This is a genomic window from Bacteriovorax sp. Seq25_V, assembly GCF_000447795.1.
GTDB lineage: Bacteria > Bdellovibrionota > Bacteriovoracia > Bacteriovoracales > Bacteriovoracaceae > Halobacteriovorax_A.
Genome location: NZ_AUNI01000014.1, coordinates 150,718 through 177,306, shown reverse-complemented (window position 1 = coordinate 177,306; position 26,589 = coordinate 150,718). Strand labels below are relative to the sequence as shown.

General features: G+C 36.4%; 26 protein-coding genes. 8 read left to right on the top strand and 18 right to left on the bottom strand.

The window, feature by feature from the left end:
• Positions 1-28: 28 nt before the first annotated feature.
• The 6 genes from M900_RS17090 to M900_RS07045 form a co-directional block, all read right to left on the bottom strand.
• A complete protein-coding gene (locus M900_RS17090) occupies positions 29-2,299 on the bottom strand; it encodes an adenylate/guanylate cyclase domain-containing protein (protein WP_021274031.1) in 2,271 nt (756 codons plus the stop codon).
• Between the two features lie 19 nt (positions 2,300-2,318).
• Positions 2,319-3,887 carry a tetratricopeptide repeat protein gene (locus tag M900_RS07065; RefSeq protein WP_021274291.1) on the bottom strand — a complete coding sequence of 523 codons (1,569 nt, stop codon included), beginning with the start codon at positions 3,885-3,887 and terminating at the stop codon, positions 2,319-2,321.
• 121 nt (positions 3,888-4,008) lie between these two features.
• Positions 4,009-5,370: a FecR domain-containing protein gene (locus tag M900_RS07060; RefSeq protein ID WP_021274209.1), complete on the bottom strand. Its 1,362-nt coding sequence runs from the start codon at positions 5,368-5,370 to the stop codon at positions 4,009-4,011.
• A 111-nt stretch (positions 5,371-5,481) separates the two neighbouring features.
• Positions 5,482-5,829 (bottom strand): ArsC/Spx/MgsR family protein, encoded by a 348-nt coding sequence (locus tag M900_RS07055; RefSeq protein ID WP_021274098.1) that lies wholly within the window; start codon positions 5,827-5,829, stop codon positions 5,482-5,484.
• A 16-nt stretch (positions 5,830-5,845) separates the two neighbouring features.
• Positions 5,846-6,586: a hypothetical protein gene (locus M900_RS07050; protein WP_021274077.1), complete on the bottom strand. Its 741-nt coding sequence runs from the start codon at positions 6,584-6,586 to the stop codon at positions 5,846-5,848.
• Positions 6,567-7,259: a DUF3943 domain-containing protein gene (locus tag M900_RS07045; RefSeq protein ID WP_157680582.1), complete on the bottom strand. Its 693-nt coding sequence runs from the start codon at positions 7,257-7,259 to the stop codon at positions 6,567-6,569. Before M900_RS07045 ends, M900_RS07050 begins: the two co-directional genes overlap by 20 nt.
• A gap of 71 nt (positions 7,260-7,330) precedes the next feature.
• Between M900_RS07045 and hemF the strand changes: the two genes are divergently transcribed.
• On the top strand, positions 7,331-8,233 hold the full coding sequence (gene hemF / locus M900_RS07040; RefSeq protein WP_021274202.1) for an oxygen-dependent coproporphyrinogen oxidase: 903 nt from the start codon (positions 7,331-7,333) through the stop codon (positions 8,231-8,233).
• Position 8,234: 1 nt separating this feature from the next.
• Here the strand turns inward: hemF and M900_RS07035 are convergent, their stop codons facing one another.
• From M900_RS07035 to M900_RS07025, 3 genes are all read right to left on the bottom strand, one after another.
• A complete protein-coding gene (locus M900_RS07035) occupies positions 8,235-9,602 on the bottom strand; it encodes a DUF3373 family protein (RefSeq protein WP_034731795.1) in 1,368 nt (455 codons plus the stop codon).
• Positions 9,589-9,873 (bottom strand): hypothetical protein, encoded by a 285-nt coding sequence (locus tag M900_RS07030; RefSeq protein WP_021274221.1) that lies wholly within the window; start codon positions 9,871-9,873, stop codon positions 9,589-9,591. Before M900_RS07030 ends, M900_RS07035 begins: the two co-directional genes overlap by 14 nt.
• A 98-nt stretch (positions 9,874-9,971) precedes the next feature.
• Entirely contained in the window at positions 9,972-10,157 is a 186-nt protein-coding gene (locus M900_RS07025) for a hypothetical protein (protein ID WP_021274262.1), read from the bottom strand.
• Positions 10,158-10,266: 109 nt separating this feature from the next.
• Here M900_RS07025 and M900_RS07020 point away from each other — a divergent pair, with 109 nt between their 5' ends.
• The 3 genes from M900_RS07020 to M900_RS07010 are packed head-to-tail and all read left to right on the top strand — an operon-like array spanning position 10,267 to position 13,877.
• Complete coding sequence (locus tag M900_RS07020; RefSeq protein WP_021274021.1) at positions 10,267-10,977, top strand: murein L,D-transpeptidase catalytic domain-containing protein; 711 nt, start codon at positions 10,267-10,269, stop codon at positions 10,975-10,977.
• 51 nt (positions 10,978-11,028) lie between these two features.
• On the top strand, positions 11,029-13,521 hold the full coding sequence (locus tag M900_RS07015) for a transglycosylase SLT domain-containing protein (RefSeq protein ID WP_021274028.1): 2,493 nt from the start codon (positions 11,029-11,031) through the stop codon (positions 13,519-13,521).
• Positions 13,509-13,877, top strand: coding sequence for a hypothetical protein (locus M900_RS07010; RefSeq protein WP_021274131.1), 369 nt, complete (start codon positions 13,509-13,511; stop codon positions 13,875-13,877). Before M900_RS07015 ends, M900_RS07010 begins: the two co-directional genes overlap by 13 nt.
• 12 nt (positions 13,878-13,889) lie before the next feature.
• Here the strand turns inward: M900_RS07010 and M900_RS07005 are convergent, their stop codons facing one another.
• The 7 genes from M900_RS07005 to M900_RS06975 all read right to left on the bottom strand — a co-directional run bounded on the left by M900_RS07005 (position 13,890) and on the right by M900_RS06975 (position 20,759).
• On the bottom strand, positions 13,890-14,453 hold the full coding sequence (locus tag M900_RS07005; RefSeq protein ID WP_021274233.1) for a NifU family protein: 564 nt from the start codon (positions 14,451-14,453) through the stop codon (positions 13,890-13,892).
• A 23-nt stretch (positions 14,454-14,476) separates the two neighbouring features.
• The gene (locus M900_RS07000) at positions 14,477-15,694 is read right to left on the bottom strand and encodes an aminotransferase class V-fold PLP-dependent enzyme (protein ID WP_021274016.1); all 1,218 of its coding nucleotides are present in this window, start codon (positions 15,692-15,694) and stop codon (positions 14,477-14,479) included.
• Complete coding sequence (sufD, locus tag M900_RS06995; RefSeq protein ID WP_021274101.1) at positions 15,691-16,941, bottom strand: Fe-S cluster assembly protein SufD; 1,251 nt, start codon at positions 16,939-16,941, stop codon at positions 15,691-15,693. Before sufD ends, M900_RS07000 begins: the two co-directional genes overlap by 4 nt.
• Before the next feature lie 15 nt (positions 16,942-16,956).
• On the bottom strand, positions 16,957-17,736 hold the full coding sequence (gene sufC / locus M900_RS06990; protein WP_021274193.1) for a Fe-S cluster assembly ATPase SufC: 780 nt from the start codon (positions 17,734-17,736) through the stop codon (positions 16,957-16,959).
• A gap of 14 nt (positions 17,737-17,750) precedes the next feature.
• Positions 17,751-19,181, bottom strand: a complete 1,431-nt coding sequence (gene sufB / locus M900_RS06985; RefSeq protein ID WP_021274081.1) for a Fe-S cluster assembly protein SufB — start codon at positions 19,179-19,181, stop codon at positions 17,751-17,753.
• Positions 19,168-19,599 carry an Rrf2 family transcriptional regulator gene (locus tag M900_RS06980; protein ID WP_232422285.1) on the bottom strand — a complete coding sequence of 144 codons (432 nt, stop codon included), beginning with the start codon at positions 19,597-19,599 and terminating at the stop codon, positions 19,168-19,170. The genes sufB and M900_RS06980 overlap by 14 nt, the downstream gene beginning before the upstream one ends.
• Before the next feature lie 161 nt (positions 19,600-19,760).
• The gene (locus tag M900_RS06975; protein WP_034731789.1) at positions 19,761-20,759 is read right to left on the bottom strand and encodes a S8 family serine peptidase; all 999 of its coding nucleotides are present in this window, start codon (positions 20,757-20,759) and stop codon (positions 19,761-19,763) included.
• Positions 20,760-20,894: 135 nt separating this feature from the next.
• Here M900_RS06975 and M900_RS06970 point away from each other — a divergent pair, with 135 nt between their 5' ends.
• Complete coding sequence (locus M900_RS06970; protein ID WP_021274032.1) at positions 20,895-21,647, top strand: hypothetical protein; 753 nt, start codon at positions 20,895-20,897, stop codon at positions 21,645-21,647.
• 8 nt (positions 21,648-21,655) lie between these two features.
• Positions 21,656-22,006, top strand: coding sequence for a 4a-hydroxytetrahydrobiopterin dehydratase (locus tag M900_RS06965; protein ID WP_021274207.1), 351 nt, complete (start codon positions 21,656-21,658; stop codon positions 22,004-22,006).
• On the opposite strand, the gene M900_RS06960 is transcribed toward M900_RS06965, so the two are convergent.
• Positions 21,977-24,253, bottom strand: a complete 2,277-nt coding sequence (locus M900_RS06960) for a hypothetical protein (RefSeq protein ID WP_021274018.1) — start codon at positions 24,251-24,253, stop codon at positions 21,977-21,979. The genes M900_RS06965 and M900_RS06960 overlap by 30 nt on opposite strands.
• A gap of 85 nt (positions 24,254-24,338) precedes the next feature.
• On the opposite strand from M900_RS06960, the gene M900_RS06955 reads away from it, so the two are divergent.
• Together M900_RS06955 and M900_RS06950 are read left to right on the top strand one after the other, a co-directional pair.
• Complete coding sequence (locus M900_RS06955; protein WP_021274294.1) at positions 24,339-25,508, top strand: response regulator; 1,170 nt, start codon at positions 24,339-24,341, stop codon at positions 25,506-25,508.
• A 3-nt stretch (positions 25,509-25,511) separates the two neighbouring features.
• A complete protein-coding gene (locus M900_RS06950; protein WP_021274085.1) occupies positions 25,512-26,270 on the top strand; it encodes a sterol desaturase family protein in 759 nt (252 codons plus the stop codon).
• Here the strand turns inward: M900_RS06950 and M900_RS06945 are convergent, their stop codons facing one another.
• The gene (locus M900_RS06945) at positions 26,271-26,501 is read right to left on the bottom strand and encodes a hypothetical protein (RefSeq protein WP_021274301.1); all 231 of its coding nucleotides are present in this window, start codon (positions 26,499-26,501) and stop codon (positions 26,271-26,273) included. It lies immediately after the preceding gene.
• Positions 26,502-26,589: the final 88 nt, after the last annotated feature.

The following is a 26,589-nucleotide window of genomic DNA, read 5'->3' as shown; positions in this document are numbered from 1 at the left end:
AAAGAGGCCAGTTAACTGGCCTTTTTTTTTACTTACTTGTTAGCGTAAACACTCCATCCCACTCTGGTGGAGGTGGCAATTTCTTATAGTCCTCACAGCGCTTGATATAAATTTCTGAAGGATTTGTTTTAACACCTTTAAGATCCGGAAAGCGTTGATATTCAAGTTCTAAAGTATAAGTGAAAATTGCGATGGCCTTATCCCATTGTTGTGACTTATAACTTTCAATCCCTTCTTTAAATTTTTCTGCTAGCTCTTCTAGGAATGCTTCGCTTTCGCCCTTTAATCCGAGTAGGTCATAAGTAGTAACAGGTACCGATTTTCCAACAACTCGAATAGTATCAAGTTCTCTAAAAATAAACTCATCACCAGCAAGGTCAACTGTGTCTTTTGCTACTTGAGTAAAAATTCCATACTGTTTTGCTGATTCTTCAAGGCGAGCAGCAAGGTTTACAGAATCGCCCATCATTGTATAGTTCATTCGTGAAGCTGAACCCATATTTCCTGTTACAATTTCCCCTGAATTAAGCCCAATTCTCATTCTCATATCGTGAACAATCTTTGGCCATTTATCACCTTCGGCGGTCCATTTATCACGTAATTTTAATAAGGCCATCTGCATACGATGAGCAACAATACATGCTCGGCGGGCGTGATCTTCAAGTGGCATTGGCGCACCAAAGAAGGCGATAATAGCGTCACCTTCATACTTATCCAGTGTTCCTTTCTCTTCCAGGAGAATATCTGTCATGACCGTGAGGTATTCATTTAAAAGCTCTACAAGCTGAGTAGGTGAAAGTTTTTCTGAGAAGGTTGAAAATCCCTGAATATCTGTAAAAAAAGCTGTTCTGATCCCACTGTCTCCTCCAAGTTTTGGAGGTTCTCCTGTTGAATACATTTCATCAATAAGTTCTGGCGAGATATAGTTTCCAAAAGCATTTTTTAAGAAGGCCTTGTCTTGGTTTGCCATATAGAAATGCACGAATGTATTCCATGAGTAACAACCGATAACAGCCAGAAAGCAGAAAAATAGTCTGTTTTCGTAACCCTTTGGGATGAGATAATATGTATCCCAGTAGTAAACTGAGCCTAGAATAACTACAACAGTAAAAATATCTAATACCGGGTTTTCTCGAAGTTGGATTAATAGTAATAATAAAACAGAGATGAGAAGTAGGGCCCATGAGTACTTAACTGACTCAGAGAATGGTTGTAGGAAGTTTCCATCAAGAAGCATTTTTGTGAAGTTCATGTGGAAATAGACTCCTGGTAGCATTGGGTCTATAGGGGTATGTCGTAGATCGTAGGCACCAAAAGCAGAAGCTCCAACGAAGACAATTTTATTCTTAAACATTTCATGCATTTCTTGATCATCATCAGCCTTTGAGATGATGTCATAAATTGAAGCGCGTGGGAATTTTTGAATACCTCCACTCCAGCGCATCTTTGTTTCTCCAATTTCATTGAGATATACTTTTCCTTTCTCTGTTTCAATGTACGGCTCATCAAGTGTTAAAAGATTCAAAGATGTGCCTTTTACTCCATTTTCAGCGGCACCTTCTTCAAGTTCTCCTGTTGTATGTTGATAAACACTTAGGCCATATGAAGGAACGTAAATTTCTTTGTAAATATTTGCTAATGCACGGTAATGTCTCATAATACCGTCTTTATCAGCACGAGCTTCAATAAAACCTAATGAAGGTTCAGCATCTATGAGTTTCCTAATTGGATAAACGGAAGTTGAAACAGTCGTAGGTAAAAGTTCATAGGCCTCTCCGCCAGTTTTACTTGTAAAGCTGAAGCCATAAAGATCTTCTGGTGTTGTTTCAAAATTTTCAGAACCTGCAAGATCGAGGTTGTATGGGAGTATAACTCTATTGTTTGGAATTTCATGAAAACTTTCGATTGCTCTCGCTAGCTCATCGTCAGGATTAAAACCGTTACATGTCTTACTTTCCTCAGAGAAGAAAACATCGAAGGCGATAATTTTTGCTCCATAGAGCTTAAGCTTTTCAATTAAAGTCGCCCAGTTACTTCTGTCGATTGGCCATGATCCTAGATTCCTAATGGAGTAGTCGTCAATATCTGCTAAAACCATGCGATCGTCTTTAACAGTCTCGTCAATTGTTTGTTTCATTCTAAGGTCAAAAAATCGATCTTCAAAGAACGTGGTATAGAGAAAAACTTCTTTGAGGCTACTCTGTTCAGGAATACTACGATAGATCATCGAGAGATAAACACTCACAACGGAGAACATGACGATAATGAATATCCCCAAATACTTTACTAATCGCTTCATATTGCCTCTTTAAATTTTCTTATAAGCTCAAGTTTAAACTTAATGTTGTCTCATTTTTTGAGTAATTACTTGTTTCAAGATCTGAACTATTCTTTGTGTAGATGTGCTCGAGATCAACGCTGAAGAACTTCCTTACCTGACGTGAGAGTTTCATGTTAGCTGAAAGAGTTGTCTCAACTCCACGGACCTCGTCCTTTGTTGTGTCTTCGTATGTTTGCCAAGTGTTAGATAGACCAAGGCTAAGATTTGTTTTAGAGAAAAAGTTTGGCTTGATATAATCAAATCTTAGTGTGTTTGAGGAAACGTTGTTAGATTCTGCATTTATATACTTTATTTCATTGTGCAGAAAGAGTATTACGTAGAGGGCCTTGTTGTGTATTAGAATCTGATCGATTGAGAAAGAGACGGAGTCGTTGTGAAGAGATTCGCTATATGAGCGAAAGTATTTATTTTTAATTTTAAATGTTGTTTCACCTTTTTGAAAATATTTAAATCTTTCACCAACTGTGAAACTTGTTGTTCGGTTGTTAAAGATAACACTCTTTTGCGCTAGTCTATCCTCAGCTTGATACTCATAAGATACATCAAGGAGTAGGGAAGCCGGAGCAGAGAATGCTTTGTGTTCATAACTCGTTCTTAGTTTGGGATTGATGTTATAGCCGTCACTTGCATAAACACTGGCACTATCACGATCTGTATGAGACGTTTTAGTTAAGTCTAGAGATGGTCTGATGATAAATCTTCTTTTAAAATCAAAAGCGGTAGAAATTCCAAGTACACTTTCGATGATGAATGTATCTTTACTCGTTGATATATTTTCAGGAAGATCATTAGTTAATGTAAAATTACTGTCATATGTAAAACTTTGTGTAAAAGAATATTGAGGCTTACTATCTGGGCGAGGGCGACCGTTTCTCATAAGTGCTGGATCAAGTCCAAATTCTTTTTGAATTTCAACAATTCTTCTTTCGATGTCTCTTGCTGTTTCATTTTTTGGGATAGTTTTAAGCGCAATTTCCATTTGAGGAAGAATATATTTTTCTACGTATGTTGCTGTGTCAGCTTTCATTCTTGCCATTTGTAGTAAGCTTTCAGCTAATTGAAAACGTCCTACTTGTTGCATCTCCAGCTCCGCTTTAGGGTCTTTTAAGATTTCTTCGAAGAACTTTTTAGCATTCTTATGATCATCAAGAAGTTGAGAGATGTGACCAATATAGTAATTCGACTGAGCTCTGTTATAGTCACCTTTTGCTGATCTAAAAAAAGCCTTACGTGAAAGTTGAAGTTCATTTTCAGCGTAGAGTGCTTGACCAAGCTCATACCAAAGATCATTAGCATTATTCCCCTCTGAAACAGCGAGCTTGTAATTCGCAATCGCCATTGGAAAATTTTGTAGACGAGAATAACTTAGACCTAGAAGATAGAACTTTGTTGACAAAAATTTCTTGTCTGTACTTTTTATCGATTCGAGTGATGAGATTACTTTCTCATATTCACCATCTTTAAGTGATTTATAAACATTTGATAAGTCAGCACTATAAGCGTTCAAATTGGCCAGTAAAAGACCTGCAAAAAATAATCCCTTCAACGTAACATTCCTCTGTTCGATCAGATTAAAAAATCGATAATAGTTATTTTAATTTTAAGCTGTTACGGGATTTTTGACAATTGTGAAACATTGTCCGGGCAAGCTGGCCCGGACATGATTTTTATTCTGCTGAAAAAATTACTTTAGTTCTAGTACTTGATGATTGTTGTTGGTCAATTGTGTTTTCGACTTTCTCGAGTGAATCTTCTGTCAGTTGATCAGGGTCAATTTCTCCAATCTCTGGACCATCAAGAGGTATATCAAGAGGCTTGATATCACAGTTTTCGCATGTACCAATAACTGGTGGAGGAGGAGCAAGTGGAAGTGCTTCTGGTGCTGGTTCGTTACTTGCTGGCAATCGACTTGGTTCACCATCTGTTAATTTCTGTTCAACAGGTACCCAGTTTAAGTTATTATCAATCACAAAGTAATCATTCTTATATTCACCAGTTCTATCATCGAAACTACCCATTGCAACAGGTATAATTGCTTCTTTTGTCATTGGGTCAATGGCCGCGTTCTTTGGTGGAGCGATATAGGCAACAACACTCGTATTAACTAGACCACCATCTTTGAATTTAGCATTCGTAACAGCAGATGCTTTTGGCGTCGTTGTTGTTTGTACTTTTTCTTTGTTGATGTCCGACTTAATTGCTCCAGCAGTTTTTGGATCAACTTTAGCAATTTCTTTTAAAACTTCACTTTTAGAAGCTCCTTGAAATGAAGCACTATTAACTCCAGGAGGAATTATACTCCTCTTAGAAATTGGTTTTGCGGACTTTGGTTTATCTGAAGATTTTGCATCAAAAATTGAGCCATCATTTTTTTCAAGGGCCTTTAGCTGTTGTAGATTAATTTTTACAGGAGCAACTGGCTTAGAATCAATTCCTGGCATAACTCCTGAAAAATTACCACGCGTAACCATAACAGATGTTGAATCAGATACAATTTTTTCAAGTCGATCTTGATTGATAATCTTTGATCTAAGATTGTTGATTGCACCCATGGCAACAGCACCTTCAAATGTAATAAGTGATGTATTCATATTTTCTGGATTGTAGTTAACCTGGAAGTCTGTACCACGCACACCCATGGCCGCAGTTCTTGTCTTGATAAAAAGTTTGGATTTGCTCTTATCCATTTCCATGTAGTTCTTTGTTACTTGTGATCTTAATTGGCCTTTAAGGAGAGTAATAACTCCGGCCTTATCTTTTGGAAATTTTGCAACTTCCATTTGGGATGCTGGGCCTAGGCTCATAACAGATTTATCTATGAAAAGCAGTTTAACGAAGCTTCGCTCCTTAGTTTGAATTTGTGCGCCTTCATTGACCCAGTCGCCTTTTTTAAGTTCCTTATTATCTGAAAGGTTAAGGACTTTCCCTTTAGCAATCATGATCTTAGCAACTCCATCAGCGGCACTAACAGATGCGCAAAATAGAAGACAGAGAGAAAGTGTGTAAGCTTTTAATAATATTGATTTCATGTCGTATCCAGGTCTTAAAATAAACTCTTTGGCTATTCGACATTATAACTTTTTTCTTTAGACTCTATTCAAGTACCTAAAATTACATTTTAGATGAAAAGTGGCCCAAATTTATTTGGCAAGAAATCGTGCTAGTACTTCAGTTGGACGCCCGATAACAGCAGTATTTTCAGTTACAAAAATTGGACGTTCAAGTAATACTGGATTGGTGATGATAAATTCAAAAATCTCTTTATTGGAGAGAGTATTGAAGTCTGTTTCGGGAAATTCCTTAAGACGTATCATTCCATCAAGTGGTGATGAAATTTTGAGTTTTTTAAAAATAGATTCAAGCTCTTGGAGACTCATAGACTCTTTTAAATATTCTTTTATCGAGTATGAGATGCCACTTTCATTTAGAAGATCGATGGCCGTACGGCTTTTTGAACATCTTGGGTTATGGTAAAGAATATTATCCATTTGTTCCTCTGTAGAGTTAAAAGAAAGTCATCCCAATGATAAACATAAGTTGAAATGTTTTAATATCTTGTTTTGCATCTCTTTGTTCGAGAATATTAATTTCTTTTGAATCAGTTGTATCAACAAGAGAAACTTTATATGACTCATAGGCGCTCACACTTACTTCGAAGAAACATGGGTGTTCAGTTTTATAAGTAAGATCTTCCTCGATACCAATACTAAGAGAAAATCCTACCGATTCATATGAGATTTTATGATTCTCCCTAAGTTCTGCATCAATACTAAACTTATCGAGATTCACGGACTGGATCATCCAGGATGGTCCGAGTTTGAAGTAGGCGTACCATGGAGTGAGATTTAATGTGTTAAAGTAACTTTGAACTTTCTGTGGGAAATGAAAAGTTTTAGATCGCACTTTAACAAAAGGAGTTATATCTACTGAGCGAATACTTCCTCGTCCTTCAATTGTTTCACCTTTTGAAGAGAAGCTAAGTTGCGCCTCTTTACCAAGCGTAATGCGTGATTCAAAACCTGTTTCTACTTTCGTCCATGTATATGAAAAAGAAGTGTGAACACCAAATGATTTTGTCTCTTCACGTTCTTCGTACTCTGGAGCATCATCATCTAGTTTATTAAATTTTGATTCAGCAAAAATAAAACCACCCTTTAGAGCGAAGTCATTTTCATAGGCGAGTACTTTGTGGGCACCAACAAGAAGAGCAAGAATGATAAGTAGGTTAGAGATCAATCTGTACATTTAACCCTACCTGTTTCGGTGCAATTTGTGGGATCACACGAACCTTACCTTCATAGTACCAAAGTAGAGTTGAAGGGTTGATTGCATGTCCAATAATCTTTCCTAGAAGATTACCTGTATTTAATAAATAAAGAGAGAGCTTCTCAATTCCTAGTCCAAGTACGGCACCGAGAACTGGAGTCTGGTAAAGGTCTTGAACGCTTGCTGGCTCAGTATAAATCTCGACTGTAAATTCAAAGAGGGAGCTAGAAATAAAGGACATCGTCAGTGCCTCTGAGCGAGAGTATCCTCGTGCTCGATAAAATAGAAATAGCTGAGAACCTGAAATTGGATGAACAAACCAATTCCAAAATGGTTCATCCTGGTCAAAAACGACCTTTCCAAAATTCTTACGATACTTTGCAAGTGATCCGTTTTCTCTTACTGTAGAAAACTGTGTTAATGGGTATAGTAACCAAGTTACCCCATAAACACCGGCAATATTATTTATATTTTCTTCACGAGTATGAGAACGATCAACATACGTGTAGTAATACTCAGTATTACGCTTAGAGATCTCTTCTTGGGCCTGAGTCTCTGAGGCTGTTGGCCCGATTTGTACCTCGCTAGCGTGTACAAAACATGTCAGAAGCTGTATAAATATAGCGATAATTACGGTTGTTTTAGTTTTCATTAGAATTTCTTTAATTTTGACCATACTTATCATGCTCGCTATACAAAGTTAATAACTAAGGACCATTTTTTATGGATAAAAATACACTTGAACAATATAAGAACCTCTTTGCTGATCACGTAAAGAATCTACAAAATCAAATTACTGAAAAGATGCGTGAAATAGATAACTCTCTTAATCTTCAAGAAGATTTGTGGCAACGTGTCGATAGTGCGGGAAGCCCTGGTGGCGGTGGAATCACACGTGCTTTTACTGGGGAAATCTTCGAAAATGCTGGAGTTAATACTTCAGAGGTCTTTGGGGCCATTAGCCCTGAGTTCGCAAAGCAAATTGGAGCGACAAAGAATGAAATGTGGGCAACTGGAATCTCTCTGATTATTCACCCTCGAAATCCTCGTGTTCCTACTGTTCATGCAAATTTCCGCATGATTTGTGCCGGGGATAAGTTCTGGTTTGGTGGCGGTGCAGATCTAACTCCATTTTATCCTCATGAAGAAGACTTCTCTTATTTTCACAAGGTTTGGAAAGACGCTTGCACTCCATATGGACACTATGAGCAATGGAAAAAGACTTGTGATGAGTATTTTGTTAACAAGCATAGAAATAATGAGATGAGGGGAGTTGGAGGAATATTCTACGATCATTTTAACTCAGGCGATATTGATGCCGATTTTAAGATGTTTACTGAGATTTCAAATCACTTTATCAATTCATATTTCCCAATTGTTGAAAAGCGCGTAGATGAAGCTTTTACAGAAGAGGATGAAAACTTCCAACTTCACCGTCGCGGACGTTATGTGGAGTTCAATCTTTTGCATGATAGAGGGACGCATTTTGGTCTGAAATCAAATGGAAGAACAGATTCTATTTTGATTTCGCTTCCTGCGAGATGTAAATTTACTTATTGTTTTGAACCAGAAAAGGGAAGTGTACATGAGAAAATGAATCAGTACTACTTCCCAAGAGAGTGGTAATTTAAAAACTAACAAATAGTGATGTATAGGCAAGGTTAATATTCTGTTTCTTGTCTACGTATGAGAATATATTGAATTCACGATTTGTTCTCACATGCACATAGCCCGTTCTTACAGAAACTTGTTTATTGTAAAATTGGTGTGTGTAATAGCTATGGTAAGATTCTCCAGAAATTCCACCAAGTGCGATTGGGTCATCACTATAAAGATCGTTTGGAATAGGGACGCCAGTTGTCTTCCAGAATTCTCCGCCAATGAAAGAATTCTCAAAGTTATATTTTAATCCATATATTGTTCTGGTTCCTTCTGCTTCTCCTTTTTTGATAAACTGGCCGACTGTGAATTGAGTGCCTGCCGGAGTAGTGCCTCCTGTTCCATCACTAAGTACTTCCGCCTTAATGTTTGAAAGTGGATTTGCCCATGACTTCATGTAAGAAAAGTAGAAATCAAATTTTGTCTGAAAAATAGCATTGAAGTCCTGATAGTAAGAGATAATCTTCATGCGTGAAAGTTTTTTCCCGTCGGCATAAACGCGGTAGATATTTCTATCAATTGTATTTGGAAGAAGTTGTAATTGTGCCGTTCGTTCAACAAAGGAGCCAAGCTCGAGGTAAGAGTATTGAAAGATTGTATTAGCAGAATCAAAGAAACTATTTTTCTTATTAAAATCAATCTCAAGCATTTGCGTAAACCCTTCATGGCCTTTAGCTGCAGTTGAAGGATTATTCGAGCTTAGCGAGAGTCCTTGATAAGGGGCTGATGGCTCCGTGAATGTTGCAGGTACGTAGATACTCCTTGAGATTATACTCCAATCACTAGAAGCCATTGGGTTATACGTAAGTGAGACTCCATCTAGAGGAAAATTAAAGGACGTTAGTGGATAAGTTCCAAGTCTCCCCCTTCCAAGTTTGTGGTGCTCTGGTGGACCAAATGTTGTTGGCAATCGTCCTGCTGAGAAAACTAATTTATTGGCAATTTTCCAATCGAAATAAGCGGTTCTTAAATAAGGTTTTGATCCATTCGTAGGTGTTAATGTGTCGTTATTTGTATCAATACCACTTTGAAGATTGTCGTTGAAGGTATGAGATATTTGTAATGAAGTATACACCTGGAAGTCATTATTAAGATCACCTTTCATCTTTAAGCGAACATTATTTTTGAATATCTTTGCGTGATAAGCCTTATTACTCACCTCTGAGTTATCGTTATTTAGATAACCTCCAAACATTTGTAACTCAAGACCCAAGTCAATTTTCTTTTGGAGCATATGGATTTCAACATCCGTTAGGCGTTCGTCAATTTCATTCATTGTTGTCGCACATACAGACGATGCCACCAAAAGGCATAAAATAATATTAATTGCTTTCATTTGTTTCCCCAATAACGTTTCCTGAACCATGATTTAGTGAATCAAAATAAATATTTAATACCGATTCGCATGTGATTTCTTTACACTGAGCCAGTAAGGCCTGACTAAAAGTATTGCTACAGTTAGTAGAGTCCTTAATGAGAGAAAGGAATGTTTTCTTTATAATCAAAGTATTCTCTAGAGAGCAGCTGCTCTGGATTTTTGATACAAAGAAATTAAAGTCTGCAGCGTAGATATTTGTCGCAAGTATAAGTGTCATAATAATTTTCATTTAGAAAGAATCTCAATTAAATTTGAGTCTGTAAATAAAGTGATAGAAGATTTTGAAAAGAGTGGGAGGGTGGATCATTTTCCCACTCTAAGAAGATTTTATTCTGATTTGAATTTTGACTTGATAAGTTTAGCGATTAATTCCTCTCGATTTGAATCGATTCCTAAAGTGTTCAACAGGCTCTCCACTTCTTCGATATAGCTTTCGATGTGACCAAGCTCTTGTAATAGTTCCTTGCAGTTTTGAATAATCACGATTACCTCGTTGTTTGAGTTGTCGAACATTTGTATTGTCTCATGAACTACTTTCGGCGGCAATAGAGAATTTTTAATACTTAAAGCGAAATATTTTCCGCTAATTGATTTAAATCATATAGTTAGAGATTATTGATGCATGATGTTAAAGATAAAAATACTAATGATGGCCTTGAGTATGAATGTATTTGCAGCTACTCAAAATTTTTCAACCTTAAGCCTAGAAGAAAAGTATGATCACTTTGTCTCTCTTGGTGTACCAGCGACTCCGCTTGAAGATACATTCAATTATTATGATAATAATTTGGATTTATTCTCTAACCAGCGTTACGTTTCGATAATTGATTATTCGCAGAATTCAAGAAATAAGAGATTCTACATCATGGATATGGAAACGGGTGAGCTACAAAGAGAATACGTAGCTCATGGTTCAGGAAGAAATAGGTTAGGTTTCCCTGTTGCTGATATTAACCACGATGGGATGCTGGATCGTTGTATGCACTCTAAATTTTCCCGTAAATTGAGGCTAGTAAAGCATAGAAGATGGGGGATGACTCGTCCTGGATTTATTAGAGTTGATGGGACTTATCACTCATCTAAGTTTGCATACGGAGAGTATAAGAGAACAAAGGCTGCAAATGCTCTTCTTTTGAATGGTCTTGAAGCGAGTTCATCTGATGTCAGAAGAAATGCTGTTGTCATTCATGAAGCTTCTTATGTTTATGATAAACCAGTTAGACAAGGAAGGACCCTTGGTTGTCCAGCGGTTGCTCAAGGTGTTGTTAAACGTTTTATCAATAAGTTAAAGGGTGGAAGTCTTCTTTACTCATACGTTCCACAATGTAAGTAAAATCATCAAGTTTTTCTAAACCCTATAGGCCCAAGTGCCGATAGGGTTCTAATGAAGTTCCTTAAATTTTATCTATTTATACTCTTAAATTTCTCAGTACTTGCTGGTCAGGTTATGACTATTACTTCCGATCGTTCTGTGATTGTGAGGTATATCGATGGAAATGAGCAATATCTCAATGAAGGAGATACCATTGAGATACTTGACCCAGAGAATTGGAAGAGACATATACGTATTATTAAAACGAGCAACCCCTTGGCCAAGAGAGGGGCCGCGATTTTAGGAAACAATCGCTACAATGAGCTTGTTTCACAAGGGTACTTGAAGCGAAAATCTCTTGCCGCAATTGAAGAAAATATCTTAGTGGTTAATGCTCCAATTGAAATAGAACTAGCGAATAAGAAAAAAGTAATTCTTCAGCCTGGAGACACCTTAAAGCTTGGGGCTAAGGATGGATGGAAGAGAAAGATTAGCGTTTTATCTTCTGCAAGTGGTGTTAAGGGAGATGCTGCTATTGGTGATCAGACACTAAATGGGTATATAAGTGATAAGGTTGTAAAAAAACAAGTCGCACCAAGTTCTGCTACAATACTACAAAATGAAGATGCTCTTGATTTACTTTTTAAACGCTTTTCTTTCCCTAAGGATAAAGAAAATGAGATAGAAGATGAATCTTCTGATGAAGCTTTCTATACAAATACAGAGTGTCCGAAATCTGAAAAAACTTTTAAATTAAGAAAATCAACTTCTATTATTAGTGTTCCTGGGAAGTATGACACTATTCCAGAGGGAACAGTTGTTAAAACGTCAATATCTGAAAATGGTGTTTGTCGTTTTAGTGTTGTGGGTTTACCACAAGGATCTAGACTTGCAATCTCTGATTTTCCTACCTTAGCTGCAACATATCCATCAAATATGGGAATAGATAATCTTGATGAAGTGGAAGATCCTAACTCTATTTTAAACCTAGAGAAAGGACTTGTTTTTAAACTTCCAGATGGTGCAAAGGTAAGGGCAGTTGGTAGAAGAACTGGGAAATCATATAGCTTTGATGCAAATGATAGAATTGAAATTGTTGGTAAGCATACTAATGGTAGCTATATCGTTAAAAGAAATGGTGAACGCTTTGAGTATCGTCTTGATGCAAATGCACTAGATGAGCTCAATAATGCCGGAGCTTTGAGTATTAACTTTAATGATACAGCGGGAAATATTATGAGTAATAATTCATTTAATACAGCTGTCGAGTATGATGAGGTTGATTGTCAGCTCAATAATTCGAATGAAGTTGATGACACATATGCTGATGATGAAGACTATGAAAGTTGCCGTGATAAGACGATTAAAACAAATAAAGGACCACTAAAGCCTAATGACTATCTTTCAAATATTTTAGATTTTAAAACAGGAGTTGGTGATGTTGATAGTGCTCTTATTGATACTTATACTGAGTGTATTAGTAAAAGTATGCTTTCTGGAACTGCGAATAATGCTGCCCCCTCATGCAAGAAAGACAGTCATGGGAACGTTATTCCACAAAAAATAAGAGAACGTGTTAAAAATAGCAAAGGCCAATTTTACAGTCGACTTGCTGATAAAAGACCTCGTGCCTGTGCGAATAGAAAAACGTCAGAGTACCTTGCGAAGAGCTTCTTAAGTGCTGCTAGTTGCTTAGGCGTTGATCCCAAAGAGTTCTTTCCAATAATTAATCATGAATCACATTTTCAACCAACCGCGGTAAGTCCGACATTTGCAACTGGAATTGGTCAGATTATTCCAAAGACTTACAATGACTTCTACCAGGCCTTTAGGGAGAGTAAGAGTTATATTGATCGCAATCACTCCTTGGCAAGAAAAATTCAAAGACTTAATGAGTCAGTTGCATATGAAAATTATGAAAAAAATGATCGGCCAGTAAGAAGACTAACTGCTTATATGCTTGCACATCTCCAGGATAAGGTTAAGAGCAACGATCCAAATTGCGCTGGATTAAAACGTATGTATAATGATCCATATAAGGGAAAAACTCACGCTGATGTCGTAAAACAGGAAAATATTCGTCTCTGTGCTCCAAGTAATCCAAGTGAAGACTTTTTTATTTCAATGATTATGTATCAACAAAATAAGAAGTATTCGACATACATGTTGAATGAAATAAATAAAGTATCTAAGAAGAAAATGTCAAAAGATAAAGTTCGTGAGTTTTCAAAAATACTTAGTCGTTGGATGTACAATGGTGGGGAAAAAGGTATTTATACAGTGTTTGAGTTGTTCGCTAAAGACTTAAGTCATAATCGTGTTGAAGAGCTGGGGAGAAATGGTCGGATTACAGGAAAGAAGTTAGTTAACAAATCCCTCGCAGATCTTTCTACAGACGAGTTTAAAAATTATTTTAGTCACTACCTAAAGTATCGTTATAATAGTAAGAGTACTTCACGTAAGAATGAAGTTGCCTCTTATGTTCCTGGAACAGGTGGTACCGGAGGTATCGATGGTGATCTTGCTGTCACAGAAGGAAGAGGGAAGCGCGAATGTGGAAACTAATTAAGATAGTACTTTTTTGTAGCTTCTTCTCAAGTGCGAGTGCTTCATTTCAAGATGAATTGAAGCATTTTATGTCAACTTTCTCTGAGAAACCAACGAAAAATGGCCTACAGGAATTTCATTTAAAGTTAAAAGAAATCAATTCCAGTAATGACTATTCAATAGATAGTATCACCTTGGAAAAGGCATTGGAGGATCTTACTTACATCGATGCGTCTAATAAAATCGCCTGTGAAGTTTATCAGAATAATTTATTTGTTAGTTTTGGAGTGAGAAAAAATAAAATAAATGATTTACCTGGTATGGTAAGGCTTGCTCACAAAATATCAGAAAAACTTTGTGAGAAAGCAAAGTAGGAGAGTTCTCTCCTACCACTCTGGTGCAATATAAACATCGATGTCTGGATTGTATTCATCTCTTAGAATTGCTTTCATTGCTTCAAGTGTTCCAGTCGTTGAACTTGGGCAGGTTCCACAAGCTCCCTGATACTTGATTAGAAGTACATTGTCCTCATAAGAAAGGGTTTGAACATCTCCACCATCACCTTGTAGACCTGGTCTTATTGTTCGATCAAGAATTTCTTCAATAGCAAGTAATTCAGGAGAAAGATTCTTTCTTCTATCTACTTCTGGATCGTATTCTTCATACGAAGAATTATGCATTGGCATGAATGTGTTAATCGTTTCCATAATTTTGGGTTCGATTTCATCCCATGATTCATAATTAAATTTTGTAATTGTAATTACGTTCTCAAAGAAATGTAATTGGTCAACACCCCTTACCGTAAAAAGATTTACAGCAAGTTCGTTATTGCCACACTCCATTGGAGTGCGGTAAGTCGATGAGCCGTTATCTTTCACTGGTTTATCAAGAATAAACTTCAGTGCATTTGGATTTGGAGTTGGTTGAATAAAAATATCAAGATCACTCATATAAATTCCTGGTAATTCTTCTCTTAGAGAAGTTCTTTTGCCTTTAATAATGCTTGGATAAATACATCTACATCTTCAAAAGTATTGTAAACACTAAAAGATGCACGTGTTGTTGCAGGTACTCCCATTCGCTTCATTAGTGGTTGAGTACAGTGATGACCTGTTCTTACTGCTACTCCTTGACGGTCAAGTAATGTTCCGATGTCATGAGGGTGAGCTCCTGCCATTGAAAAAGCAAGTACTGACGCTTTCTTTTTTGCAGTTCCTATAATTTTAATTCCATCAATTTTTAATATTTCTTCTGTTGCATAATCAAGAAGCATCTTTTCATGGGCATAGATTGATTCAAGCTTTAAAGACTCAATATAGTCGATAGCATATTTAAGAGCGATTCCCCCTGCAATGTGCGGAGTACCTGCTTCAAACTTATGCGGAAGCTCATTGTATGTTGTTCCATCAAATGAAACCACATCGATCATATCTCCACCACCTTGGTATGGAGGCATTTTATTTAGAAGCTCTTCTTTTCCATATAGAACACCAATTCCTGTTGGTCCAAACATCTTATGAGAAGAAAAAGCTAAGAAGTCACAATCAAGTAATTGAACATCTATTGGTTCGTGTGAAATTGATTGAGCTGCATCAACGACAAAAATTGATCCAATTTTATGGGCCATGTCGATCATTTCTTTGATCGGATTGATTGTTCCAAGAGAATTTGAAATATGACAGATCGATACAATCTTTGTTTTCTCTGAGAGCATTTTCTCATATTCTTCAAGAAGTATCTCTCCTTGATCATTGATTGGAATTTCCCTTACTGTTGCACCAACTCTTTGAGCAGCAATTTGCCAAGGAACGATATTTGAATGGTGCTCCATTGTTGAAACAAGGATCTCATCACCCTTTGTTAAAAAATCACTGACATATGACTGTGCGACTAAATTTAAAGACTCAGTAGTTCCTTTAGTAAAGAGCACTTCGTGAGCATGTCTTGCATTGATGAAGTTTTGAATCCTGCTTCTTGTTTCTTCGTACTTGATTGTTCCACTTTCACTCAGGTAGTGAACACCACGGTGAATATTTGCCGCTTCGTGAGAGTAGTGGTTGTTTACTGCATTAATAACAGGAAGGCACTTCAGAGTACTTGCTGCATTATCTAGATAGATTAGCGGTTTTCCATGAACTAGAATTTCCAGTTCAGGAAAATCATTTCTTACTCTTTTAACGTCTATGCTCATACTTCTTCCATGTGTTTGAATGTATCTTTTTCAAATGATTCAAATAGAACTTCTGATAAGAATTTTTCAATTTGATCATTGCCTATTTTTGAGATTGCATCAGCGCAGAAAGCGTGGATGAGTAGCTTTTGTACTCGATCACGAGAAAGTCCACGTGACATTAGATAGAAAGCTTCTTCGTCACTCATTTGACCAACAGTCGCACCGTGGGCACATTTAACGTCATCTGCATAAACTTCAAGTTGTGGTCTAGTGTCAGCATGTGCCTTTTTAGATAGAAGCAGATTCTTATTTAATTGTTCTGAGTTAACTTTTTGGGCATCTCTACAAATAAGAACTTTTCCGGTGAATACTCCACGAGAAGAATCGTCAAGGATTCCTTTGAAAAGTTGAGAGCTTTCTGTATGAGCTTCAATATGTTCAATTAGTGAGAAATTATCACAGTGTTGTGCACCACGAAGTGCGTAAAGTCCATCAACTGAAGCTGTCGCTCCTGTTCCTTTTAGTCTTACATCGATATTATTTCTTGATTTCTTTGCACCCGTAGTAAATGTGAATGAGTTAAAGCTTGAATCTTTGGCCATCTCTGCATTAACACTTGAAAAGTGAAATGCACTATTTCCTTCTGTTTGTACCTTTGTGTGTGTTGTAATCGCACCGTCTTCTAATTTGAAGTTTGTTACTGAAAGGTTGTTGTATTTTAAACCGTCACGTCCCTTAAATATTTCTACGAAATTTGAATTTGAAAATCTCTCGCATGTGATGTGAACTCTGGGTGTAGCAAAAGAATTTTCAAAATTACTAAGGTGAACAATACTTACTACATCATCGAGAATCACGTTCTTAGGAACAGTAATGTTTAAAATCTTTGTCGTCGCAGCGCCGTTTAACATTGCAAAAGTATCTTTTTCATCATCTATGCAATCTTTTGAATCAATATCATTTGCACTTGTGTTTTCGATGATTAAATCTTCTGGGAAGAAAGACTCTTCTTGGTTGTAGACTCCATTAACAAAAACAATCTGATACTTTCCAGCAACTTTTACATTCTCAAGCTCACCTGGTTGATTACAAATTTCAAACTTTGACGGTAGAACATCAGAAAGCTTTGTGTATAGCCAGTCCTCTTGCTTTGTTGTCGGTAGGCCTCTTTTCTTAAATAGTTCTAGTGCTTCAATTTGAAGTGTCGAACCTGCAACTGCTTGGAGGTCTTCGATATATTGTTTTGAAGTTTCTTCAATATTCATTTTAGTCTCGATTTCTTATTGTTTAATTAACCAGTCGTAACCTTTTTCTTCTAGCTCAAGAGCTAGCTCTTTGCCTCCTGACTTAATAATTTGTCCTTGGTATAAAACGTGAACATGGTCTGGGACAATATAGTCAAGAAGTCTTTGATAGTGAGTTACGAGAACAACAGCATTGAATCTTGACTTAAGTGCATTAACACCTTTTGATACAATTTTAAGAGCGTCGATATCTAGACCAGAATCTGTTTCATCAAGCAGGGCCAGTCTTGGATTTAATACTGCCATTTGAAGAATTTCATTCTTTTTCTTTTCTCCTCCAGAAAAACCTGTGTTAACTGGACGTGATAGAAATTCCTCTCTCATTTCTAGAAGTTCTAGTTTTGGTGCAAGAAACTCTCTGAATGCTTTCTCATCCATCTCTCCAGCACCTTGAGATTTTGATACTTCATTGAATGCTTCATGAAGGAAGTTAAAGTTCGTTACACCTGGAATCTCGATAGGGTATTGAAAGCCAAGAAAGATTCCATTTTTTGCTCTTTCATCGGCTTCAAGGTCAAGAAGGTTAGTGAGCTTTCCATTGATATTATAGTTAACTTCTCCCGATATAACTTCAAATGATGGATGTCCTGCAATTACTTTGGAAAGAGTACTCTTTCCTGAACCGTTTGGTCCCATGATCGCGTGAACTTCTCCAGCTTTGATTTCTAAGTTAATTCCTTTTAAAATTTCTTTTTCTACACCATTTTCGTCTGAGACTTTTGCATGTAGGTTTTTAACTTCAATTAAATTTGCCATTTTATTTGCCCTTATTATCCAATAGAATTTTCTAATTTCATTTCAATTAATTTTACAGCTTCAACAGAGAACTCAAGTGGAAGTTCTTTGAAAACATCACTGCAAAATCCATTTACGATCATCGAGATACATTTCTCCATGTCCATTCCACGCTGCTGCAGGTAGAAAAGTTGGTCCGCACTAATTTTCGAAGTTGAAGCCTCGTGCTCGACTACAGCTGTATTGTTTTTTACATCAATATACGGAAATGTATTTGCTGAGCATGTACTTCCAACTAGCATCGAATCACACTGAGAATAGTTTCTAGCACCTGTTGCTGATGGCATGATCTTTACTTGTCCACGGTAGTTATTTTCAGATTGGTCAGCAGAGATCCCTTTTGAGATAATTGTTGATTTTGTGTTCTTTCCAATATGGATCATTTTTGTTCCAGTATCGGCCTGCATCTTGTTATTTGTAAGCGCTACTGAGTAGAAAGCTCCTTGTGAGTTTTCACCTTTTAGAATACAGCTTGGATATTTCCACGTAATAGCAGAGCCAGCTTCAACTTGTGTCCACGAAATTTTTGAGTTTCTTCCTTCACACATTCCACGTTTCGTAACGAAGTTATAAATTCCGCCTTTTCCTTCTTTGTCTCCCGCGTACCAGTTTTGCACAGTCGAGTACTTGATTTCAGCGTCATCAAGCGCAACAAGCTCAACAATGGCCGCATGAAGTTGGTTCTCATCTCTTTGTGGAGCTGTACAACCTTCAAGATAATTAACGTAACTTCCTTCGTCTGCGATGATAAGTGTTCTTTCAAACTGACCCGTATCTTTCGCATTAATTCTAAAGTATGTTGAAAGGTCTAGTGGACAAGTTACACCCTTAGGAATGTAAACGAATGATCCATCAGAAAAAACTGCTGAGTTAAGTGCAGCATAGAAGTTGTCTGCAACAGGAACAACAGTTCCAAGATATTTTTTAACTAGATCTGGATATTCTTTTACTGCTTCTGAAATAGAGCAAAAGATTACTCCAACTTTTGCGAGATCTTCTTTGTAAGTCGTCGCTACAGATACGGAGTCAAATACTGCATCTACCGCAACTCCTGTGATTCTCTTTTGTTCCCCAAGAGGTATCCCGAGTTTTTCAAATGTCGCTAAGAGGTCCGGATCAATTTCATCAAGACTCTTTGGTGTTTCTTTCTTTTTTGGAGCGGCATAATAGTAGAGGTCATTGAAGTCTATTTCAGGGATCTCTAATTTTGCCCAATTTGGAGGAGTCATCGTCTTCCAAAGTGCAAACGCCTTAAGACGATACTCTAATAACCATTCAGGCTCTTCTTTCTTTGCAGAAATAAGTCTGATGACGTCTTCATTGAGACCTTTTGGAAACTCTTCAGTTTCAATATCAGTATAGAAACCATACTTATATTCACTGCTTGGAAATTCAGTTTCGCTCATTGTGGTGTTCTCCATTATCTTCTAGTAATTCTCTAAGTGTTAAATTTTCAAGAAAACTATTTACGTGTGCATTGAGTTTTTCTACAGGTCCAATGATGTTACAAGTACTATACAAGTCACAAAGTCCCTTCTTGCCCTGGCAAAAATGCTGAACATCTTTACCCTCAATGATATTTTCAATTTGCTTATATGTTAGATTTGAAAGATCAACTTTCAATTCATACCCACCCTTAATTCCCTTAACTGAGCTTAAAATATCGTGTGCGTTGAGTGATTGCATTACTTTTGCAACCGTATCAAATGGTGTTTTAAAGTGATCACAAATCTCACGAGCAGTTGTAAGTTTTGTTTCGTTGCAATTTTGCCTCTGGTCCATAAATTTAAGGGCCATTAGCGCATACTCAACTTTTTTATTCACTTTTAACAAGCGCGTTCTCCTTCAGAGTGGATATAAGCAAATTTTCGTAAATACAGTAGTTTAGATGCTTATACATTAAAATAGGTTAAAAATAAACCTATTTTATCATAAAGCTCCAATCTTACTTTGTCTGATCTTCCTACTTACGTCTATTCAGTAGGTTATAGCTTAGGAGAGAAAATACATTTTGAAGCAACATTCTTCTTTGCCTTGATTTTTGCCTGACAGGCGCGCTTAATCTTATTTAGTAACTTAGTACCATAGGCCAACTTCGGATTTTGCGCCTTGGCGATCGTTAGCGAAAGTGCAACGAGGGGAGTCGCATAAGAGCTGCCTTTTTGCTTGAGGTCACCTTCTTTCTCGCCACCCCATACATAGATTCCTGTACCAAAATAAGCTGTCGTTATATTTTCGCCGTAGGCACTTTGAATTTTTCCACTGTAATCAACATTGGCAACAGAGATGACTCCCTTATTGTTTGTTGGTACTTCTGGATCAAGAATGTGATCTCTTCCTGAATTATTTGAACTGGCCGAAAGTAGAAGAATATCTTCTTCAACTGCACGATCAATCGCATCTTGTAGATACTTGAAAGACTTTTCATAATCATTATCGATAAATTTAAAAAATGATCGATAGGCATTAGAAACGCCTAAAGACATCGAAATAACAGAGGCCCCTCTAATTCTTGCATAATCAATTGCATCAGCAAGTTTTTTTATATAGAGTTCATCGAAGTTAAGTCTATGCATGGTAATATTAATCGGAATGACCGAAATCTTATTTTGAATATTATAATGATTAACGATGGCATCAATAGTTGAAACGATTCCATTTTCATGACCCGATAAAATGGGTGCGGATGTTCTTCCATGTCCAACCTCAAAATCCATTCCATAGTAATCATCAATATAACCATTGTGATCATCATCGATACCGTTATTAGGAATTTCAAGGTCGTTTGTCTTGATGGTATCAAAGGCCTCTGGGTGAACATAATCTCCAATAATCGCGATGCTGGCCTGATGGTTAATCTTCTCCTTAGAGAGAAAACTAAAGTCATCAATAATCTTCTTATTCCCATCGATTATGGCCTGCATGTTATAAGGAGTTGCAAAGGTAGTTAGGCAAGCTATTGATAATATTGATTTTTTAATCATTCTCTTTGACCTTGGATAAAATTTTCAAAATATTATCATAAAAACTTACGACACTGACGCGATGTGTAAAGATTTCAAGAAATAACATTGATGATTAAAAATGATGTACTTTCCCTCCATTAAATGGAGGTTCCTTTGAAACTTATTTTACCACTTCTACTGATAAGCTCTTCTTACGCAGGAGTTACAAAGAAAACAATTATGGATGAAACCTACAAGAATCGTAATTGTAAAAAAACGAATAGCTGTGATCTTAAAAAATTCAATATCCTTGTTAAGGATTATATTACAACTTTTGGTTCAGATAAGATGTACGGAACGAGTGCTCATATTGCTTATGAAACAGATCGTGTGAGTGATCTTGAATCATATGGTGTTGTTCAATTTATTAAGGGGTGCTCATATACACGCTATAAAAACCAGGATGGCTCTTTTACTAATCTTAAAAATATTTCACGTGAGTTCTATGGGAGCTATCAGAAATTTGATCATCCAGAGTGGGTGATTGATTCAATTGATGTAGACCCTCTTTACAATAGCTTTGATGCGACTAAGAATCGTCATGGATATTATCGCTGGAATGATAATAAAAAATCATTCTCTAAAAATGGTGAGCACTACTATTTTAATGAAGCACCAAGCTATCCTAGACTATATGTTTCGGATTACCCGGCATTAGCATCTGCAGATAAGGACTATGCAAAGAATGTTAGTCTTGCCTTTAAGACATGCATCTATAAGACATCAGATATTCCGATTGTTTCTTCTCCAGAAGATATAGATTTTGCGAAGCCAATTCATTGTTTTGATTGGACGAGTTCATATATATATGACTTTGATAAAAAGGCGTATAATAGAACTGATAAAATTGATTCATTCTGCCAGTAGGAGGGAATATGAGCTTATCACAAAAAAATTGTATTCCATGTAAAGGTGGAGTACCTCCTTTGCGTAAGGAGGATAAGTACAAACTTCTCACTGAACTTAATCCCGAGTGGAAGCTCATTGATGATGATAAGAAAATTTTCTTAGAGATAAAATTTAAAGATTTTAAATCACCAATGGAGCTTGCAAATCAAATTGCAATGCTTGCAGATGAGCAGTGGCATCATCCCGATTTAGAGATTTCATATGGCCGATTGGCCATCAAAATGTGGACGCACAAAATTGATGACCTTGTTGAAAGTGATTTTATCTTTGCGAGTAAAGTCGATAAATTAATAAATGAATTCAGCATCAGGTCTTAACTTGACGCTACCATTTTGAAATGCTTTATCCAAAGACTTGGCAGAGTTATAAGTTCCAAAATCAAAATCAAGAATCTCTCTAAAGACATCACTAACAACGCGTGTACAATTTGTTGTTTGAATATAGTCTTGTCCATCCTTTGTGATAACTTTTGTTACAATTGACTCGTCAGGAGAAACAAAGAATCTCTCGCCATCAATTTCTCTTATTTCAGCCTTAATTTTAAACCTATTTTTTGAATCAACCATCTTGAATCCTCCAGAGACAACTTCTACTTTTTCTAGTGCTCCGTACATATCAAATGGTGGGAAGTTGTTCCTTTCAATGGACTTAAAATACTTCTCAATTCTCTCTTGGAAGAGCGCAATTTTGTTTCTATCAAAGAGATAAACTCTTCCCTTTGAGCCTGTTGGGCGATTGATGGACGATGAAACTGTCGTGCTGGCAATATTATTTACGCTATAAAACTTATTCCCAATTCTAACCTCGATATGTCCTGTTTTTCCAATATCTCTAAAAAGGATCTCGACTGTATTACTAATATAGTTTTTATAAGTACCACTTCTTCCACTTTTAAATTTGTATACAGGAATACCTTCTTTATCATCAATCTTGGTGAAGATACTTTCAAGCTCAGGAAGTTTGGTATAACGGAAACTATTCGCTCTCTGTGATGAGTTCTTAATGAAATCATCATATGATTTCGAAAGATTAATATTATAAGCAAATTTAGCTATAGCTATCCTAATTTTTTCAAGATCTTCTTTAGTTACCTCTGATACATCTCGATCTTTAATTAGACTCATCACTTCGTTAATATATTCTTGTTGAGAAGTTTTTATCTTTTGAAGTTCTTCAGATGACAAGTCTTTTGTAATTGGATTATTCTCCCAGTTTAAAAGAGGGAGTAAGAGACGGTTCTCTGGTGCGGCTCCAGTTCTGGCGCCTCCTTGAATTTTAATTTGTTTTGATATTTCATCACCGAGTGCGAGATGGAAAATTTCAAAGTCGTCGATTAAGTCGCTGCTCACTTGTGCTCTTTCTAAAGTTTGGCGAGCACCTGCTAATGAAGCCTGTTCAACCTCTGTCCAGTCATTATATCTTTCAAGGTTACCACTTGTTTCAAATTCTTCGGCAAGTTCTCTAAGAGAGCTGAACATATCGTTATATCTCTTATGAAACTGTCTTAATTCAAATCCCATCAGTCCTTCTCCATATGGGGAATTATTTCGAAATGATGGAGCATAGATAGATTTGGTCCCATTGGCCAAAAAGTCGGTCTCTCCAGCCGCGATATCATTTTCGTAAACAAGCATCTTTGCACGTATTGTTTCATCAATTGGACCAAGAGAATGGTGAACAAGATTAGAGGCCGGAGTTGCCTTATTGTCTTTTAAGAAACGATCATAACTTTTTTCCAAAGTTTTTAGCTGAGCCTTCTCATATTCAAAAATTGTATAGCCCGTCATTCCTTTGAGGTCAGCTTGTGACTTGGTGACAAGATGGGCCTGAAAAGACGAGGCCCCAAAACGTTCAACGTAGAAATCAAGAAACTCTCTAAAATCTCCAAGATTTTCAAAGACCATTCCATTACCTTCAATTGTTCCATGGGGCTCAATGAAAAGTCCCTCAGGTAATCTTGGATCAGCAGAGGATAATCTTGTTAGAATATGGTCGATATCTGTTGCTTCTTTTTGCGCCTTGATAGCTGCCTTCTTTCTTTCTTCAAAAGACATCTGTAACCATTTTTGTTCGCTTATAGCTGTCACTCGATAATCATTTACGATATTTGGATTTTCTGAAATCTTAAGTTCGAACTCTAAACCAAATGTGAGAGGAAAGTTTTCATCTCCTCCAAAATATTTTGGCCTATATAGTTCTTTTTGAAGATATGCTTTCTTTGAGCTTTTTTGTCTAATATAGAGATTGATGAGATTCTTATTATCATCTGAGATAATTTCTGACTCAGTAATCTCTTTAATAAATTTCTCGCGTTCTTGAAGATATGGAATCTGACTTGCTTGATCTCTTAATATTTCACGATCTGCTAATCTTAAGGAGTTTGACTCCAGTTTATCTAGTGCTAACTCAAGCTTGGACTTTCCAATACTATTAAGAAATGATCCTATTGATTTGAAACAACTGGAGACGCTAAAACTCGCAGGAGCCCTTTGCGATCTAGTTCCATAGTTGAAGGTCGAACAGCTTGAAATTACAAATAAAGTCAAAATTAGTGAGATTCTCATAGTGATTTTATCGGTTATTTACTGGAAATTATTTAACTTTTTTACATAAGTTGTTGGAATTTAATATTTCGCCTAAAATAGAATAATGAAGCAAAAGTCTATTCTAGTCATTGATGATGAAGTGTTACTTCTCGATTTAGTTGAGGAGTGCTTAGTTGATGACTTTCAAATTATTGTCAAGGCCAATACTGTTGATATGGCAAAGGATGCTCTTTTCGAAAGACAATTTGATTGTGTCTTAATCGACATAGATATCTCTGGTTCTAATGGGGCAGAAATTGTCAAAATGATGAAAGAATACAATCCTGGGGACAATGCTGAAACACCAGTTATTATTATGAGTGGTCTTATTAATGAGGATTTTAAAGAAAAATTTAGAGATAAATTCGCTGGTATTCTTGCAAAGCCATTCAAGCCAGGTGATCTTCAAGCGCAAGTTCTGGTCGCAGTTGGAAGTTCAAAACGATCGAAATCAAATTCAGATTTAAATCTTATTTCTGATGAACCAGAGACTCCGGCCCATAAGGAGCGTGAAAATCCACTTCCTGAAGGTGATGAGGTACGTAAGGTAGAAATAGAATTTAATAACGAAAAAGTTTTTCTCGATGTTTTCAATCCTGCCGTCACAGCTCCATTTAAGATTCAAGACCTTGATCGCAAAGTTACAAAGTTTCTCGATAAGGTTCAACGAAATCCAAAGCTCTCAGAACTTTTTAAAAAGCTTAAGGCGACGAAAGATGATCCTTATCTGATGACCCATATTGGTTTACTTATTAATATATCAACAGGGATCGCTACGCAAATGGACTGGGGGAGTGAACAGACACTTGAAAAGTTTATCTATGCTTCATATCTTCATGATATTTCCCTTGGAGATAGTTCAAAACTTGCTCAATATAAAACAAAGGCAGAATTTGAAAGTGATGATTCTCTTTCACAAGATGCAAAGAAACTTGTTAATCTTCATCCTCTGGCAAGTAAGACACTCATTGAGCATAAGAATGATATTCCACAAGATGTTCACACGATAATAGAACAACATCACGAGATGCCTGATGGTAGTGGTTTTCCTGCTGGAATTGATAATAAACGCATCACACCACTGGCCTCAATTTTTATCGTTTCGCACCTATTAGCAGACTATATAATTGAAAATGAAAAATGGAAGGTTGAAAATTTTGTCAAAAAGTATCGAAGTAAAATGAAAGGACCGCATTTTAGAAAGGCCCTTAAATGTGTCGAAGGTATAAAATAATTAATGGACTCGGTAAAATACTTACCTTATAGCCTTGGTTTAATCCTTGTTATCTATGAGCTTGTTAAACCAATTCATAAGACGACTTTGAAAGAAAGTTTGTCTCATTATGTTACAAACTTATCATTATATTTTTTGACAAAGATTATTTTAATTTTTCTAGTTCCTGTAATTATTGGAGTCTTTGAAATTTATGAAATAGGGCTTTTACAATTGTTTCGTTTACACTCAATAATCGAGACAATTATAAGTCTACTTCTTCTTGATTTTTTTGTTTGGCTGCAGCACTATCTCACGCATGAAATAAATTTTCTATGGCGTCTTCATCGAGTTCATCACAGCGATACTTTATTGGATTGTTCATCGGCGATTCGATTTCATCCAATCGAACTTATTTTATCTCTTTTTTATAAAGTAAGTCTTTGTATATTACTTGGCATCAGTTTGAAGAACTACTTCCTCTTTGAAACTATTCTTGTAACATTTGCAATCTTTGGACATTCCAATTCCAAATTAAATCAAAATTTAAGTAAATTTTTAGGTCTTGTATTTATCACTCCAGAGCTTCACCAGATTCATCATAGTAATAAGAATAAAGAAATGAATTCAAATTTTGGAACAATTTTTAATATCTGGGATCGTTTATTTGGAAAATTTTTAGAGACAAAAGATATTGAAAACAATTTTAAGTTGGGGTTGAATGGAGTCGAAAGGAAAAAGGCGCAAAGCCTTTCCTTTCTGTTTACTTATCCATTCAAGTAGCTATGCAGCTCTTTGTTCATAGTGTGATTGAGTCATCTCGTTCCACCATAGGTAACTTAGTTGATAATCTTCATAGTATCTCACTAGCGAGAATATAACACAGTCAATTGCTTCTTCATTAGACAACCATGGAGCTTGCTCTTTTTGCAAACTAATAAGTAAGTCGAAATCTTGTTGTGGTGATTTTGAATCAAGTAAGTAGGCTACTCTATCTAAAATAGCTTTATTCATTTTAACCTCCTGCTTCCTGCTAAGGCTTATCGGTAATTCTTCATTTTCGTTTATAGAAAGCTTTGGTATTATAACTGAAAATGGCATT

What these genes read in the sequence shown, in the direction of transcription:
- M900_RS17090 (WP_021274031.1), bottom strand. Translation starts at nt 2,299, where the DNA reads ATGAAGCGATTAGTAAAGTATTTGGGGATATTCATTATCGTCATGTTC.
- M900_RS07010 (WP_021274131.1), top strand. Translation starts at nt 13,509, where the DNA reads ATGTGGAAACTAATTAAGATAGTACTTTTTTGTAGCTTCTTCTCAAGT.
- M900_RS07030 (WP_021274221.1), bottom strand. Translation starts at nt 9,873, where the DNA reads ATGAAAATTATTATGACACTTATACTTGCGACAAATATCTACGCTGCA.
- M900_RS07045 (WP_157680582.1), bottom strand. Translation starts at nt 7,259, where the DNA reads ATGAAAACTAAAACAACCGTAATTATCGCTATATTTATACAGCTTCTG.
- sufD (WP_021274101.1), bottom strand. Translation starts at nt 16,941, where the DNA reads ATGAATATTGAAGAAACTTCAAAACAATATATCGAAGACCTCCAAGCA.
- M900_RS07035 (WP_034731795.1), bottom strand. Translation starts at nt 9,602, where the DNA reads ATGAAAGCAATTAATATTATTTTATGCCTTTTGGTGGCATCGTCTGTA.
- M900_RS07055 (WP_021274098.1), bottom strand. Translation starts at nt 5,829, where the DNA reads ATGGATAATATTCTTTACCATAACCCAAGATGTTCAAAAAGCCGTACG.
- M900_RS07015 (WP_021274028.1), top strand. Translation starts at nt 11,029, where the DNA reads ATGAAGTTCCTTAAATTTTATCTATTTATACTCTTAAATTTCTCAGTA.
- hemF (WP_021274202.1), top strand. Translation starts at nt 7,331, where the DNA reads ATGGATAAAAATACACTTGAACAATATAAGAACCTCTTTGCTGATCAC.
- M900_RS06945 (WP_021274301.1), bottom strand. Translation starts at nt 26,501, where the DNA reads ATGAATAAAGCTATTTTAGATAGAGTAGCCTACTTACTTGATTCAAAA.
- M900_RS07050 (WP_021274077.1), bottom strand. Translation starts at nt 6,586, where the DNA reads ATGTACAGATTGATCTCTAACCTACTTATCATTCTTGCTCTTCTTGTT.
- M900_RS07020 (WP_021274021.1), top strand. Translation starts at nt 10,267, where the DNA reads ATGATGTTAAAGATAAAAATACTAATGATGGCCTTGAGTATGAATGTA.
- M900_RS06975 (WP_034731789.1), bottom strand. Translation starts at nt 20,759, where the DNA reads ATGATTAAAAAATCAATATTATCAATAGCTTGCCTAACTACCTTTGCA.
- sufB (WP_021274081.1), bottom strand. Translation starts at nt 19,181, where the DNA reads ATGAGCGAAACTGAATTTCCAAGCAGTGAATATAAGTATGGTTTCTAT.
- M900_RS07000 (WP_021274016.1), bottom strand. Translation starts at nt 15,694, where the DNA reads ATGAGCATAGACGTTAAAAGAGTAAGAAATGATTTTCCTGAACTGGAA.
- M900_RS07025 (WP_021274262.1), bottom strand. Translation starts at nt 10,157, where the DNA reads ATGTTCGACAACTCAAACAACGAGGTAATCGTGATTATTCAAAACTGC.
- M900_RS06960 (WP_021274018.1), bottom strand. Translation starts at nt 24,253, where the DNA reads ATGAGAATCTCACTAATTTTGACTTTATTTGTAATTTCAAGCTGTTCG.
- M900_RS07060 (WP_021274209.1), bottom strand. Translation starts at nt 5,370, where the DNA reads ATGAAATCAATATTATTAAAAGCTTACACACTTTCTCTCTGTCTTCTA.
- M900_RS06955 (WP_021274294.1), top strand. Translation starts at nt 24,339, where the DNA reads ATGAAGCAAAAGTCTATTCTAGTCATTGATGATGAAGTGTTACTTCTC.
- M900_RS06950 (WP_021274085.1), top strand. Translation starts at nt 25,512, where the DNA reads ATGGACTCGGTAAAATACTTACCTTATAGCCTTGGTTTAATCCTTGTT.
- M900_RS06965 (WP_021274207.1), top strand. Translation starts at nt 21,656, where the DNA reads ATGAGCTTATCACAAAAAAATTGTATTCCATGTAAAGGTGGAGTACCT.
- M900_RS07005 (WP_021274233.1), bottom strand. Translation starts at nt 14,453, where the DNA reads ATGAGTGATCTTGATATTTTTATTCAACCAACTCCAAATCCAAATGCA.
- sufC (WP_021274193.1), bottom strand. Translation starts at nt 17,736, where the DNA reads ATGGCAAATTTAATTGAAGTTAAAAACCTACATGCAAAAGTCTCAGAC.